The organism is Shewanella waksmanii ATCC BAA-643, from assembly GCF_000518805.1.
In the GTDB taxonomy this organism is placed as follows: domain Bacteria; phylum Pseudomonadota; class Gammaproteobacteria; order Enterobacterales; family Shewanellaceae; genus Shewanella; species Shewanella waksmanii.
The window spans coordinates 12,103-26,782 of record NZ_JAEH01000016.1; the positions used below are offsets into that span (position 1 = coordinate 12,103).

The 14,680-nt window shown below is 44.6% G+C and carries 12 protein-coding genes; 2 read left to right on the plus strand and 10 right to left on the minus strand.

Annotation, left to right across the window (positions count from 1 at the left end; all coding sequences use genetic code 11):
* Positions 1-96 precede the first annotated feature (96 nt).
* The 6 genes from dnaX to L865_RS0109490 form a co-directional block, all read right to left on the minus strand.
* Positions 97-3,009 (minus strand): DNA polymerase III subunit gamma/tau, encoded by a 2,913-nt coding sequence (dnaX, locus tag L865_RS0109460; protein ID WP_028773010.1) that lies wholly within the window; start codon positions 3,007-3,009, stop codon positions 97-99.
* Positions 3,010-3,222: 213 nt separating this feature from the next.
* Positions 3,223-3,774 carry an adenine phosphoribosyltransferase gene (gene apt / locus L865_RS0109465; protein WP_157577519.1) on the minus strand — a complete coding sequence of 184 codons (552 nt, stop codon included), beginning with the start codon at positions 3,772-3,774 and terminating at the stop codon, positions 3,223-3,225.
* A gap of 205 nt (positions 3,775-3,979) precedes the next feature.
* The gene (locus L865_RS0109470; protein ID WP_028773012.1) at positions 3,980-4,351 is read right to left on the minus strand and encodes a YbaN family protein; all 372 of its coding nucleotides are present in this window, start codon (positions 4,349-4,351) and stop codon (positions 3,980-3,982) included.
* Between the two features lie 327 nt (positions 4,352-4,678).
* Positions 4,679-5,434: an HvfC family RiPP maturation protein gene (locus L865_RS0109480; RefSeq protein WP_028773013.1), complete on the minus strand. Its 756-nt coding sequence runs from the start codon at positions 5,432-5,434 to the stop codon at positions 4,679-4,681.
* Positions 5,434-6,270, minus strand: a complete 837-nt coding sequence (locus L865_RS0109485; protein ID WP_028773014.1) for an HvfB family MNIO-type RiPP peptide maturase — start codon at positions 6,268-6,270, stop codon at positions 5,434-5,436. The genes L865_RS0109480 and L865_RS0109485 overlap by 1 nt, the downstream gene beginning before the upstream one ends.
* Before the next feature lie 95 nt (positions 6,271-6,365).
* Positions 6,366-6,782: an HvfA family oxazolone/thioamide-modified RiPP metallophore gene (locus L865_RS0109490; protein ID WP_028773015.1), complete on the minus strand. Its 417-nt coding sequence runs from the start codon at positions 6,780-6,782 to the stop codon at positions 6,366-6,368.
* Between the two features lie 317 nt (positions 6,783-7,099).
* Between L865_RS0109490 and dusC the strand changes: the two genes are divergently transcribed.
* Both dusC and L865_RS0109500 read left to right on the plus strand, forming a co-directional pair.
* Positions 7,100-8,029 carry a tRNA dihydrouridine(16) synthase DusC gene (gene dusC, locus L865_RS0109495; protein ID WP_028773016.1) on the plus strand — a complete coding sequence of 310 codons (930 nt, stop codon included), beginning with the start codon at positions 7,100-7,102 and terminating at the stop codon, positions 8,027-8,029.
* 159 nt (positions 8,030-8,188) lie between these two features.
* The gene (locus tag L865_RS0109500; protein WP_028773017.1) at positions 8,189-8,542 is read left to right on the plus strand and encodes a TraR/DksA C4-type zinc finger protein; all 354 of its coding nucleotides are present in this window, start codon (positions 8,189-8,191) and stop codon (positions 8,540-8,542) included.
* A gap of 298 nt (positions 8,543-8,840) precedes the next feature.
* On the opposite strand, the gene L865_RS0109505 is transcribed toward L865_RS0109500, so the two are convergent.
* From L865_RS0109505 to scpB, 4 genes are all read right to left on the minus strand, one after another.
* Complete coding sequence (locus L865_RS0109505) at positions 8,841-11,465, minus strand: TonB-dependent receptor plug domain-containing protein (RefSeq protein ID WP_028773018.1); 2,625 nt, start codon at positions 11,463-11,465, stop codon at positions 8,841-8,843.
* Between the two features lie 688 nt (positions 11,466-12,153).
* The gene (locus L865_RS0109515) at positions 12,154-13,086 is read right to left on the minus strand and encodes a hypothetical protein (protein WP_028773019.1); all 933 of its coding nucleotides are present in this window, start codon (positions 13,084-13,086) and stop codon (positions 12,154-12,156) included.
* A gap of 162 nt (positions 13,087-13,248) precedes the next feature.
* The gene (gene rluB / locus L865_RS0109520; RefSeq protein ID WP_028773020.1) at positions 13,249-14,112 is read right to left on the minus strand and encodes a 23S rRNA pseudouridine(2605) synthase RluB; all 864 of its coding nucleotides are present in this window, start codon (positions 14,110-14,112) and stop codon (positions 13,249-13,251) included.
* Positions 14,105-14,677 (minus strand): SMC-Scp complex subunit ScpB, encoded by a 573-nt coding sequence (scpB, locus tag L865_RS23490; protein WP_051484548.1) that lies wholly within the window; start codon positions 14,675-14,677, stop codon positions 14,105-14,107. The genes rluB and scpB overlap by 8 nt, the downstream gene beginning before the upstream one ends.
* Positions 14,678-14,680: the final 3 nt, after the last annotated feature.

Genomic DNA, 14,680 nt, shown 5'->3' on the forward strand with positions numbered 1-14,680 from the left:
TCAATAATAAAATCTGGCTAATCTTACTCAATTAGCATTAATAAGCAATTAAAGCTGGTTGATAAACTCAAATAATTTGCTAGTACTGTGAATTAGCTATGACTCTGGCAACCGAGAAAAGTTCGAACTACTGATCAACTCAATACTCTCGCCCTTACTCGTCATCAACTCAGGAGCATAGCTGATGCTACCGGGTTCAAGCTCTATTTGCATAAACTGATGCAACCATTGAATATGCTCATCACTTTGCAGACTATAATCTGCCTGCGCGAGTAGTTCTTTATGGAATCGTTGCCTGATTTCCAAAGGTGTTTCACGATTTGAATCTACACCCACATCAATCTGAATCTCATATTGCTCGCCTAACGCATTAGCCAGCGCTTGTTGCAGTTGCTCTATAGCTATCGGCGCGGCTAAATGTTTTTGATTTGGCTTAAGCAGCAAAGCCAACGGCGAGCTAAACTGTGGACATACTGAATTGACCGCCAACTGCCTCACCCGGCCGCCAACATCCAAGACAGACATCAATCGATACCATTTTAAATCAGTGTCATGTCCAGTTACCTGATTTTCTCCTAACGGTGGTAACACCGCGAGCACAGCGCTTTCGCTGCGTTGATGGCTCTCAATGAGATCGTGGCTGTTAGCTGGTTCATGGCTATTATCTGGTTCATGACTGTTAACTGGCTCAGGGCTGTTAACTTGCTCATGGCTGTTAACTGGCTCAAGGCTGTTATCAAGCGCTATCCCCTGGCGGGGTCGGTCTTGAGCTTGCTGCGTTGATGGCTCGCTATTCGCAGCGCCTGCTTCGCTTGTCGGTGGCGCAGATAAAGCGGCAGCTTGTGCTTGAATATCAAGGTTACCTGCTTGCGGGTTTGGCTCCCAAGGTGGCCTATCTTCACTTGAAGTGGCGTGCGTAGCCGACACGCCCTCATCTTCATCAGCGGCTTCTGCCTGTGGCTTATCCGAGCGAGCACTATCAGCGCCAAAGAGCTTATCGCTACTTTCATCTTCACTCGCTGACTGAGGACTTTCAGCGGGTTTTCGTGTGGGTGGCACAAAGGCCTTTTTATCACTTAAAGGCTTTTTTGTGTCACTCTCCTTAGCAGGCTCTGCATCTAGGTCAGTGAGCAAGGATTGACGCGCAGCAAGCACGGCATCAAGCGGATCATCAAATGGTTCAGCTGGCGCAGGACTTTGCTCAGAGCTGTTTTTAGACTCAGGGCTGTTAATTGGCTCAGGGCTGCTACCCGGCTCAAGGCTGTTAACTGGCTCAAGGCTGTTATTCGTCGCCGTCGGAGCATCAAACAAAGGTTGCGATGGCTCATCGACAAAATAACCGTCTTGAGAATCATCCATCGCGCCTGATTGCATCGCGTACTGTTCTAGCGGTATTTGCTCATCGCCGCTAAAACTCTGATCAGCGACGGGTTCTGGACCAACCGCGGGTTTTAGCTCTGAATCTTTAACATCTCGATTATTGCTAGCAGAAACCTGCCCTGCCGGTGTTGAGCTTGATTTAGAGGCAGACGTGGGCGTTGACGGGGATATTGCTGTTGCACCAGACGCCAAACTCATGTCTTCACGCTGCGCTGATGTTGTTTCGCTCTCTTGTACTTGGCCGCTATGCATTTGGCTTTGCGCTTGGCTCAATATCAGTGCTTGCTCGCTCAATAATGCCGCATTTTCGGCATCATCGCTTTCGACATCACCTGCTGGCTCAGCGTCTATAATCTGCTCGGCTTTGGCTACTGGATTTGCAGCTTCCCCTGGATCATCTGCGGCCGTCTGACTCGATGTTTGCTCTTGGCTATTTGCTTGTTTCGCGTTAACAACTTTCTGCTCACTTAGGGCTGGTTTACTATCATCAACCACACTAGGTAGCGGCTTTAGAACATGGGGCTCAGCGAGCCAGCGCTTGACAGGTTTTTCAGGTACAAATGCTACCGCCCTTAATAGTGCCATTTCCAAACCAGATTTAGGATCTGCTGCATGGGGTAAGTCACGACGGCCATTTAAAAGTAGCTGGTAATATAACTGTACTTGCTCAGGATTAAGTTGCCCTGAGAAATGGCTGATCTGCTGCGCGTAAGCAGACAACTGGGCCGCAGCTGGTGCAAATTGGGTCAAAGTAATTTGATGCAATAACTCAAGTAAACCCCGTAGCACCTCTTCTGGCTGGGCGCCCATTGTCAGTACCTGATTAACTAAGGTCATCAATTGGCCAATATCGCCCTGAGTTAACCCATCAAGCAATGCAATAACATAGCCTTCATCGATTGTCCCTAGCATAGTTTGCACTAAGGCAAGTTTAATATGGCCGGCACCAAAAGCTATCGATTGGTCGGTTAAACTCAAGGCATCACGCATACTGCCGTTGGCAGCTTTTGCCAGCAAATTAATCGCCGCTTCTTCATGATCCACTTGCTCTTGCTCAAGGATATGGGTCAATTGTTGGCTGATCTGTTCTTGAGTCAGGCTTTTTAAATTAAATTGCAAACAGCGTGATAATACCGTGACGGGCAGGCGCTGGGGATCTGTCGTCGCTAACAGAAATTTGACATGCTCAGGCGGTTCTTCCAACGTTTTCAGTAAGGCATTAAAACTACTACGCGATAGCATATGCACTTCGTCAATCAAATAAACCTTGAAACGACCGCGGCTAGGTCGATACTGAACGTTATCAAGTAGTTCACGCGTATCGTCAACTTTAGTGCGAGAAGCTGCATCCACTTCAATCAAATCAACAAAGCGACCTTCGGCAATCTCGATACAGCTGGAACAGGTACCGCACGGGGTTGCTGTGACACCTTGTTCGCAATTGAGTCCTTTCGCAAATAGCCGAGCTAAACTGGTCTTGCCCACGCCGCGTGTGCCTGAAAATAGATAAGCATGATGCAAGCGGTTTTGGGTCAACGCATTGGTTAGCGCATGTAAAACATGTGATTGACCGACCATTTGTTCAAAAGTGGCAGGGCGCCATTTTCTGGCTAACACCTGATATGACATGGAACTCCCCAACGTGTCATGAAAATGAGATAGCGGGATACACTCCCTAACTGAAGCACAATACCATGCTAATGCTAAAGTCGCTAGCAAGCACAGACTTCATCGAGCTAACTGACTGAAAAGTAGCTTTGCAAGGCGTTGAAAACAAAAACGCCAACGATAACAAACAGTATCATTGGCGTTCAGTTAGCTTTATGGCAAGTAAAAAGCGGCTTATTCGCCTTCAAACTCAACCAGTTTAACCAGCTCAAGTCCCATCGCTGCTAATTTTGTTTCACCGCCAAGGTCTGGCAGCGAAATAACGAACGCCGCATGACTCACTTCACCACCTAATTGACGAATCAACTTCACAGTTGCTTCGATTGTGCCACCGGTTGCCAACAGATCATCAACCACAAGTACTTTATCTTCAGCGGTAATTGCATCGGTATGAATTTCAAGCATGTCATGGCCATACTCTAACTCATAGCTTTCGCTGATCGTGTTGCGTGGTAACTTGCCGGGTTTACGTACGGGCACAAAACCAAGACCTAACTCCAACGCTAATGGCGCACCAAACAAAAATCCACGCGCCTCAGTGCCCACCACTTTGGTAAAACCAAAATCTTTATAGTGTTCAACTAATAAAGCAATCGTTGCCTGATAGGCCTCAGGTTGTTCCATTAAGCTGGTAACATCTCTAAACAAGATGCCTGGCTTTGGATAATCTGGAATGGTTTTAATGCTTTGCTTAATCAACGCAAGTTTATCTGTGTTCATTGCTATCATCTTTTGAGTCATCCCGAATAAAATCGGGCAGGCCAAAAACAGGCCACTAGATTAGAATTTTCGGCTAAGCTTAAGCCGCTTTAGATGCAGTTGCAACAATCGATGCCGAGATCCACAACATAGATTGCTATGGCAGATCACATTTTTGCAATTCAATAAGCTTAGGCTGTGTGGCACATTTTAACGCGGCTGAGCAGCAGTATTATTCATCTTCCAATTCTGGAATTTGCCGCAAATAAAGCAGTAGCGCGGTACAAAAGCACATCAACATCACTTTAACCCATAGCAAAGGAACGATGGCAATACTGATGGCAAAGCTGATGGTGCTTGCAATATATGCTTTACGTTTTAATCCTTTGCGAATGGCTCGTTTGCTATCCCAATCTCTCAGTGCTTCAGCAAACCAAGGATGGGTCATCAACCAATTGTGTAATCGTTGGCTTGAACGAGCAAAGCTATAGGCAGCAAGCAGAATAAACGGCACGGTGGGCAATAGTGGCACGACAATACCGATGAGCCCCAATACTAAGGCGCATAGTCCGACAATCAGAAAAAAACCGCGTTTTAATACCATCTATTTTCCAATAAAAAACCACTCGTAAAAGAGTGGTTAGTATACCTAATTGCATCCGCTAAAACAGGAATGCTTATCATTACTGTGACTAAAGCACACCTGCATGCTTCAACCACGACAGGCTTGCGGGTAATGTTGGTAGCAATAAGACTAATAAAAATCCAATAAAATAAACGGCATTAAATGGGTCTTTAAACGGCTGGCTCATGCTTTCCTCACTGTTTGTTGGCGTTGTTTTATTGATCTAGATCAATTTTTGGCGCCATTATAGTGATGAACGTCACAGATAGATAGCCTCTTAAGCAAACAAATTTTAGCCCTTAAGTATTAACCTTGACTGAATTTAGTCATTCTAACGATTCCTTTACCAGCCATGTCCTGCAACATCTGCATACTGCCTTGGGCCAATATTTGCGGATCCATCTCAACAAAGGTTGCTGTTAACCACTCCACTAACTGCTGATAGCTCACACCTTGATGTTCAGCTAAGTAAGCGAGCACTTGTGCACTGAGCGGATTTAGCTGTAAAAAGCACACCTCTTCTTCCGCATCTCGATAAACACAAAAAAAGCTCGGCTGGGCCTGTGGTGAGCAAGGTTGGTATTCAGGGCTTATTCGATGGACTTCATAATGATACTGCGCAATTTGAGCACTGTCTGACAACACTAATTGCCCGCAATCAATCGCTTGGTCAGTTATCATCACATGTAGTGGATTATCCCGCTCGGTCACGACATTGAGCTCTAACCATTCATAGTGGGCCAACTCCAGCATAAAGTCTGGGTCATTATCATCAGCTTGGTATTCATGCTGTAAAAATAGCAGGAACTCTTGGGCAATCTCGATGAACAAAGGGGTTTGACAGTCATGGCTCACAAAAAACTGCTGCACTATCTTCCGCCATGCTTGCTCACTGTATAAAGAGCACAGCACCGGGAATGCATTGCTAACAAAGCCATTAACGTTATTAAAGAATAACTCTCGATACACCGACATTCGGCGCTCGTCGGTCCCTTCAGGCAAGGGGCGACTTGGGTCGCAAATATAGTCTATAAATGAGCGCTGTATTTCAGAAAATGCCACTATGCGCTCCTTGGTACACTCGGTAAAACATGCTGCTGATACTGATGGATCTTATTTATCTCTTCTAGCAAAACTGCCGTTTCAGGGATATTGAAATCACGCTCTAACAGAGTTGGAAATACACCGTGAATTTCATAGCATTGCTGTAGCAGCGACCAGACTGGGTCAATAATATCTGCGCCATGGGTGTCGACCATTAGATCGACATCCTCTTGGTAATGCCCAGCAATATGTAAGTAACGGATACGTTCAGTCGGCATCGCTTTAAGAAATGCGAGTGGGTCGTACTGTTGATTAATTGAATTAACATAGATGTTATTGACATCGAGTAATAGTTGGCAGTCTGCTTCAGCTAAAACGGCATTCACAAACTCACATTCACTCATTTCGCTACCTGGCTGTGCATAAAAGGACACGTTCTCTAGAATCAGTGGTCGCTCTAGAATATCTTCAACCTGCTTTACTCGACTTGCCACATGTTTTACCGCTTCACCAGTAAACGGCATGGGCATCAAATCATACAGGTGCCCCTCACCGGAGCAATAACTTAAGTGCTCAGAGTAGATCTCAATACCGTGAGTGTCTAAAAAGCCTTTAATTTGTTTTACAAAAGCGATATCCAGTGGTGCGCTGGCACCTATAGATAATGATAAGCCATGACAAAAGAACTGATGTTGCTCGGTCAACTGCCTAAACTGACGTCCAAATTTGCCACCAAAGGTCATCCAGTTTTCTGGTGCAACTTCGAGAAAATCAATTTGCTGCGGAACGGACTGACAAAACTCATCTAACATTTCTCGGCGTAAACCGAGTCCGACTGAAGCTTGTTGGTTCATCACAACTCCCCTAGAGAATAATGAAATAGGCCAGAAATCTGGCCTATTAAGTCCCTACAACGAGGGTAGACTAACTTATATAATCGTTTGGACGATTAGTGGCTACCACCACATTTACCTTCACCACATTTACCTTCTTTGGCTTTCTTATCGCCACCGCATTTACCTTCGCCGCACTTACCTTCTTTAGCTTTCTTGTCGCCGCCACACTTGCCTTCACCACACTTACCTTCTTTGGCTTTCATGTCGCCGCCACACTTACCTTCGCCGCATTTACCTTCTTTGGCTTTCTTATCGCCACCACACTTACCTTCGCCGCACTTACCTTCTTTACCTTTTTTCTCGCCGCCGCATTTGCCTTCGCCGCATTTACCTTCACCATCAACGATTTGGTAGCCAGCTTGTAATTCACTATATCCAAATGGATTTGCCTGTGCTTGACCTGCATAAGCCGAACCAGCAACAACAGTACCCAAGGCAACAGCTACAGCAGTATTTTTAACTAATTTCATAATATATTCCTTCAATAATTTCTACATGTATATGTTTGCCAACACCAATTTTTTGCTGGCTCGGATAATAAGACCTGAGAGCAAACAACTTTATTTCAAAAAAATTACCCATCGTTCACATTTATGACTCAAATTGTGAGATCTTGCAAATTATTACTCAATAAAAGCTGTTAGGAAGCGATTGTTGAACAAGGTAAAATTGGCGCTTTGTTTATCACGGTCAGTTCAAGTAAAATAGCGCGCCTTAATTTAACCTGCCGGCGAAACTCGCAAATACTCGCGGACGAGCTTAGGCGTACTATGGATAATCAATCACCATGCGTGTCATTCTTGCTCCAATGGAGGGGGTCGCTGATGCCCCAATGCGTTCTCTACTTACTCAGGTAGGTGGTTACGATCTGGTGATCAGTGAATTTATCCGTATTGTTGACCAATTGCTGCCGGAAAAGGTGTTTTACCGCCTATGTAGTGAACTTAAAAATCAGTGTCGAACTTCTGCTGGAACACCGGTCAGGCTGCAATTGCTCGGCCAGCACCCACAGTGGATGGCAGAAAATGCAGTAAGAGCAGTTGAACTCGGTTCGCGAGGCGTTGACATCAACTTTGGCTGTCCAGCGCCAATGGTCAATAAAAGTAATGGCGGCGCCGCCCTGCTCAAACAACCTGATACCATCTACCAAGTCGTCAATGCGGTACGTAAAGCTGTGGATAGCAGTAAACCTGTGTCAGCAAAAATCCGCCTAGGCTGGGATGATAAAAGTCGTTGTGTTGAAATTGCTCAGGCCATTGAGGCTGCGGGCGCGACAGAACTGACCGTTCATGCGCGAACCAAAGAGGAAGGCTATCGGCCGCCTGCTCACTGGCAATATATCAAGCAGATAAAAGACGCGATTGCTATCCCGGTCATCGCTAATGGCGAAATATGGAGTCGTGAAGACTATCTGAATTGCCAAGCCATAAGTGGCTGCGATGATGTGATGTTAGGCCGCGGTGCTTTGACCGTCCCTAACCTAGCCCACGTTGTTAAGGCGCAGCAAGCGCCTTTAGCTTGGCAGCAAGTCAAACAATTACTACTACAATATTCAGAATTTGAAATTGTCAGTGATAAAGAGAAGTATTATCCCGCCCGAATCAAGCAATGGCTAAAGTTCATCGCCCGCCATTATCCAGAAGGTGAACAATTGTTTGTTGAACTAAGAGTGCTCAAGCAAACCAAAGACATTTTGTCGCTGCTTAAGCAAGCATAAGAGCATTAACAATACGCATTAATTCCGCCATACAGGTCAGATCTCTGTGACTATTTGATCTAACAAGACAAAATGTCACACAGATTTGATCTCAATCATAGCTGATATTCATCACCTGTTTACACTGGATAACCACTATCAGTAATTAGGCAAAGACACGTGAATAATAACTCAGTCAGACAGGTATTGTCGGAAGTAGAAGCTGATCTGAGAGCTGACTTGGAGAGACAGCAAATTAGTCAACTCGGCAGCCTCGCATCTAGCGCTACTATCAGTGAACTCATCGAAATACTCACCCAGTTAAAACGCTGTGATGACCCATTATTTATCCAGTTAACTAAACTGGACGCCGCCTATTGCCAGCTAGATATCGGCATGTATGGGCTATGTGCCGATTGCGAATCCGAGATAGAATCACATCGGTTGCAACAAGACCCTCTTGAGCAACGTTGTGCAGCCTGTAGCGCGGAGTTTTATCATCAACATCGCCAAGAGCTGCGTTTAACTCACTAGCCCTCATGCGACTGACTGCTTTAATTTGGTAACTTCATTGCTTCACCAAAATTAACGCTACATTCGCTTCAAAACGGCTCATAGTCTACCGTAAATCAAAACAGATTCATTTTTGGGTACGCTACTTGCCAAACAGAGGTCATTGGATTTGTGGCCGCTCAAAATAAAGTAGTGCTCGCTAGAGTGTTATTAAACGGCTACAAATGAACATGTTCTGCCGCAGGTCATATTGTAACAAGTTTAATTTACTGGCATAAAAAAACCTCCCAATGGGAGGTTTTTTAGTATCTAAACGAGTTTAGAATTTTTGTGTATAAGATGCAGTGTAAGTACGACCGTAAAGGTTATACAGCGAATCATCGTAAGCTAAGTTAGAATCCAATACTGGATCTTCGTTAGTTAAGTTACGTACACCGACTGAAATCTTACCATTCCATGAAGTGTTGTAGTTGTAGCTAACATCGAAAGTTGTTTGCGATGGTAGGCTACCTACTTCTTCGTATGTTGTTGGGTCGATAGTTTCAGCTTGACCAGCAATGTGCTGAGTCAATAGTGACGCGCTGTGATCACCATAGTTCCAATCTAGCACCCAAGTGAAACGATAGTCAGGTAAACCGTTGCGGCCAACCATGTTGTTAACAGGACCATCGAAGTACTCTTCATCTTCATAAGTCAGTACATAGGTCAAATCAAACGTTGTACCGAAGTCACCAATTGCTGTTTCCAGACCGGTGTAAGTGATGTTGAAATCAATACCAGATGTATCGAAACCATTACCATTTACTAGTGGTGTGGTCGCTTCCAAGATCTTACCGTCTGGGCTATCGCCTGCACGAATAATCTCACCGCGGCTCAAGTTACCGTAGCCAACTTCAGCTTCTTCTCTTAGCAGCGAATCTAGCGAAACGAATGTGATCACATCTTGAATTGATAAGTTGTAGTACTCTACTTTCGTACTCAACCCATCGGTAATATTCCAAATTGCACCAAAGTTATAGAAATCTGAAGTTTCAGCTTCTAAGTTCTCGTTAGCAGTACGAGTTACGTCATACTGTGCAGAGCTACAATCAGCAGGCGCAGTACCTTGTAAGTCACAATAGTGATAATCGGTTGCAAAGTCAGCACTGAAAGAGTCTGCAGCATATAAATCTGACAATGCTGGAGCACGGAAGCCTTGTCCCCAAGAACCACGAAGTACTAAATCTTCAAGAAGCTGATAGCGCGCCGCGACCTTAGGTGTTGTTGCGTTACCAAAATCTGAGTAATCATCGAAACGTAATGCCAAGTTTAATTCTAGCTTATCAGTAATCGGTAGAATCGCTTCACCAAATACTGCTGCAACTTGACGGTCACCACCAGAGCCATTACCCGAAGAACCTATCACTTCACCAGCAGCCGATTCTGCGTCTACTTTTGAAGTGTACTTGTAGTCCATGTATTCAGCACCAAAATACCAACCAGCTAGGCCACCTGGAAGGTCTAGTGCTTCAAAGTTAATACCTGCGTTAACTGTTTGGAACTCCATGATATCTTGAGCAAGAGTATCATGAGAAATAGCAGCAACCACTGCATCACTATTCCCTTCTGGGCCAAAGTTAAAGTCACCGCTTTTAACTAAATTTTCAACAGTAGGTCTGTGAACGTAGCCAGTACCATAGTTGCTGTTTTCTGCTAGGTTATAGTGATAAGTCGCGTCCCAGCCGAAGTTTTCATGGTCACCAACTAAGCCAACCTGAATATCAGTGCTGTAATCGATAGTGGTAGAGTCACGTGTACCTACGTCAGTAAAACGATAGTAAACACGGCCGGCATTGGCATTTTTAGTGGTATCAATGTAGTTACCATTTTCATCGTAGTTTTGGACATCAATCTGTCCAGCATCAACATTAAACCAACCGGCTGCAGGAGCATAACGACCAAATGTTTCGTTACGACTAAATAGGCCTTGCCCTTCAAAACGAATTTCATCAGAAAGCTCATAGTCAGCATTCACGTAACCAGCAGTGTAGCTACGCGCTGCGTGATCCGCTGCTTCAGAGGTGTAGTCATAACCACAAATAAAGTCACCGTCGCCGTAATCATAAACATGACCACCACCAACCATTTTGTCGTTGTTACACGCATCCATTGGCTTGAACTGGAAGGTGCTCATATCTAAGAAGTTACGAGCGTAAGCAGAAACACCTGTTGTATCTGAGTACTTATCTGCTAGAACATTCGTAGAGCTTGAGAACCAACGGTCACGTTGATAAATAATCTCACGATTCTGATGCTCAAATGAGAAAGTCATGCTGCCTTTATCACTTGAAGTTCCGCCAACGACGTGAGCTTTCCACTCTTCACCGCCTGCTTGCTCAGGGTTAGTACCTGTTGCTGAAACCTCTAAACCTTCATAGTTCTTTTTAGTAATGATGTTAACAACACCTGCAACAGCATCAGAACCGTATACAGCAGAAGCACCATCAGTCAGTACTTCAATACGTTCAATTGCAGCTGTAGGAATAGTATTCAAGTTTACCGCAGTACCACCCATGGTAGGTGAACCTGGCATACGTTTACCGTTCAACAAAACCAATGTGCGGTCAGCACCAGCACCACGCAATGAAATGTTGGCCTGACTCTGCCAAGTACTACCTGATGACTCTGCAAATGAACCAAATGTGTTCAAGTTACTACGGCGTAATACGTCAGCAACTGACATTTCGCCAGTTTTTTCGATGTCTGCAGATGTAATTGTCGTTACTGGTGAAGAGCCTTCTAAATCAGTTCTTTTAATGCGTGAACCAGTTACCTGAATTCGTTCAACGGTAGCACCTTCTTCCTGCTCTTCAGCAAACGCAACTCCGCTAAAGGCAACGCTTGTTGTTGCTGCGGCAAGTAATCCTACGCGTACAGCCTTCGCCGTTAAGGTCAAAGAGTTCATATTTTCTCCCTTCTCCACTCGAGTAAATATTAATAATTATCGAGCAGATGATATTTGTTATCTTATTATGTTGTTAGAAGTTAATCACTTCGTTAAAAATACTGCAAAAATAACAAAAATAAGTCAATTGGATTCACAACCAAACAACTTAATTGAAAACAATTGATACATATACATATTTAAATCGCTTGCAATTAGCAGTTAAAAATTAATTAAAAACCTTAAAAAACAACATGGTAACGAACACAAAGACAGCATGAATAAACAAGGGGCCCACTAAGAAAACATGGGATACAAAATAATACACATGATAATTAAAAGTTAATAATAATGCACAAATTAATAAACCCTAAACATTATAAAAACAAAAAACAAACACGACTTATAAATTCGCACTTAATTTAAAATTTTAATAACTACAATTTTGTGCATACAGGTAACATAATCGGCTATTTTTCATTCAAATCACTAAGAGCTATATATTTCACCTAGGAGGTTTTCATTATTTAGAAGGGTCGGTAATGGTTTCGCTTTTAACAAAGGGGGTAAATCACCACAACCGAAAGATTCATTTTCTGGGAGAAATTGGGAATAGTGACAACTGGTATGAAACTGCAGAGGAAGCGCTAGAGCAAGTATAAAGAAAGGGTAAATGTGAACTTCTTTTACCCAATCACTACAAGCAGCTTTAGTTAGCTAGGGCTACTCTAGCAAAATAGATCGCCGACTGACCTTCGTGTGAAGAGTAGTAACTGATGAGAAGTTCACTGCCTTGTAGCACGACGCCAGCGTAGCTTGTATCACCGCCAGAAGGCAGTGTTAGCAGTTCATTTATTTGATGCGCTTGCGTATCAATATGAACCACCGAAGTGCGTACTTCGCCGTCGTACAAGCGTACAACAGCATAGAGTTTAGTATCATGGACAAAACTGACTGGGCCACCAATTCGCTTATCTAACGTTTGCCACTGCCAATCGGTAAATGGTGCGGTCGATACGCCTAACAATGCATCTTGCTCGTTGGACCAAACAGGGTCTCGACGTAATAAACAATACGCAGTAGGCGGTGAATCTACCCCTTCGACAAATGATAACCCCGACTCGTTGACATAGCTTTGCTGATTAAGGTGACTAATAACTTTGTGGTAATCCATGCCGTTATCACTTTGATATAACGCTACATAACCGTTATCAGGATGAGGATGATAAGCGACACCATATAGACTTTGCTGGTATTGACTAACACGCCACAGCCATTCACCTTCAGCGGCGATATGTTTTGCCGCGCTCCACGTTTCACCGTCATCACTGTGCCAGACAAAAGACTTTAAAGGTTGTGGTTCAGGCTCGCGAATTGGGCCGGCGCCAAATGCGAGAAGCTGTCCTCGAAACTCAAGTAGCTTACCATCACGAAGATCGCGCTCATCGACACTAAACTGATGAACCGATTGCCAAGAGTCTCCCTCATCAACAGAACGTAACAAACGTAGTGCACCATTGGCACAAACGTGAGCTTCACCTTCCCTAAATATGGTGTACAAATCACCGTTAAAACGAACCAAATCGGTAAAAGCGTTGTGCTCAGCGGCATCCCAAATCTTACTGACACTTATCAACTGCATGACACACCTAATATTTATATCGTCTAGTTAACTATTAGCCTAACCTAAATGGCACTGACTTAGAAACTGAAACACCGCTTGAATTCAATTTACAAGCATGAAAAAGGCCGCAATTTATGCGGCCTTTGAATTGATTCTAACTAGTAACCTTGTGGTAGCAAGTTAACTACGCTGCCTAGGTTTAGCAGAAGATGTCTTATGCTTACGAACAGCGCGGCGGATTTTGGCACTTTTCACTTTCGAGCGTGCCACACTGTGCTTATCGGTTCCCAGTAAAGTGCGATTTTCATCCGGCAATCCTGCCAAATTACGAAGGTAATTGACTTGCTCTATTGGTAATTCTACCCAGCCGCCACGAGGTAGAGACTTAGGTAACTCAATCATACCGTAACGAATACGGATCAAACGGCTGACCTGTACCTCTTGCGACTCCCACAGACGACGAACTTCACGGTTACGGCCTTCAGCTAGCGCGACATGCCACCACTTGTTCATGCCTTCGCCACCAGCAGCTTTAACTTTATCAAAGCTGGCAGGGCCATCTTCCAAAGTCACGCCAGTGCGTAAACGCTGAATAATACCGTCAGTCACCTCACCAAATGTACGCACAGCGTACTCACGTTCAACTTCATGGGATGGGTGCATCAATCGGTTTGCCAACTCACCATCAGAGGTAAATAGTAATAAACCGGAAGTGTTGATATCTAAACGACCAACAGCAACCCAACGAGAATCGCGGGTACGAGGGAGTCGGTCAAACACCGTCGGACGACCTTCTGGATCTTTGCGGCTACAGATCTCGCCTTCAGGCTTGTGGTAGGCAATCACTCGGCACACTACGTCTTCTTCAGACTTAATTGACACTGCACGGCCATCAAGTCGAATTTTTGCATCGGCTTCGACGCGATCACCTAACTTGGCAATTTCACCGTCAATACTAACTCGGCCTGCAGCAATCCATGCCTCCATCTCACGACGGGAGCCATGGCCTGCACGGGCCAAGACTTTCTGCAATTTTTCACTCATTAGTAATAGACTCTTTTTCTAAAGGGTTTGGCACGTCTTCATCGTGCTGCGGCGACTCCGCCGCGACAGTTTTCGAAAACAATGCCTCTAATGACTCAGGTTCAGTTAACGGTGGTAAGTCCGCTAAAGCCTCTAAGCCGAAATAGGCTAAAAATTCATTAGTAGTGGCATACAGTGCCGGGCGTCCCGGTACATCTTTATGCCCTACTATTTTTACCCACTGCCTGTCTGCCAGGCTTTTAATAGTATGGCTACTTACCGCCACACCACGTATAAACTCAATATCACCACGGGTTACCGGCTGCCTATAGGCAATCACTGCCAATGTTTCTAACGTGGCCCGTGAATACTTTGGCGCCTTCTCTTGCCATAGCGTCTGCAAATATGGACTAAGCTCTGCCGCGGTTTGAAAACGATAACCACCCGCCACTTTCACTAACTGTACACCACGGCCTTGATAGTCATGTTGCAGCTCCTCCAATGCATGTTTCACTTTGACCCGTGAAACCGCAAAGGGTACCAAAACCGATTCCATTAAATGCTTAATCGAAACTGTTTTCGCCATGAC

Coding starts and splice junctions, on each gene's coding strand:
- dnaX (WP_028773010.1), bottom strand. CDS start 3,009: ATGTCATATCAGGTGTTAGCCAGAAAATGGCGCCCTGCCACTTTTGAA.
- L865_RS0109470 (WP_028773012.1), bottom strand. CDS start 4,351: ATGGTATTAAAACGCGGTTTTTTTCTGATTGTCGGACTATGCGCCTTA.
- L865_RS0109485 (WP_028773014.1), bottom strand. CDS start 6,270: ATGAACCAACAAGCTTCAGTCGGACTCGGTTTACGCCGAGAAATGTTA.
- L865_RS0109490 (WP_028773015.1), bottom strand. CDS start 6,782: ATGAAATTAGTTAAAAATACTGCTGTAGCTGTTGCCTTGGGTACTGTT.
- dusC (WP_028773016.1), top strand. CDS start 7,100: ATGCGTGTCATTCTTGCTCCAATGGAGGGGGTCGCTGATGCCCCAATG.
- L865_RS0109505 (WP_028773018.1), bottom strand. CDS start 11,465: ATGAACTCTTTGACCTTAACGGCGAAGGCTGTACGCGTAGGATTACTT.
- L865_RS0109515 (WP_028773019.1), bottom strand. CDS start 13,086: ATGCAGTTGATAAGTGTCAGTAAGATTTGGGATGCCGCTGAGCACAAC.
- rluB (WP_028773020.1), bottom strand. CDS start 14,112: ATGAGTGAAAAATTGCAGAAAGTCTTGGCCCGTGCAGGCCATGGCTCC.
- scpB (WP_051484548.1), bottom strand. CDS start 14,677: ATGGCGAAAACAGTTTCGATTAAGCATTTAATGGAATCGGTTTTGGTA.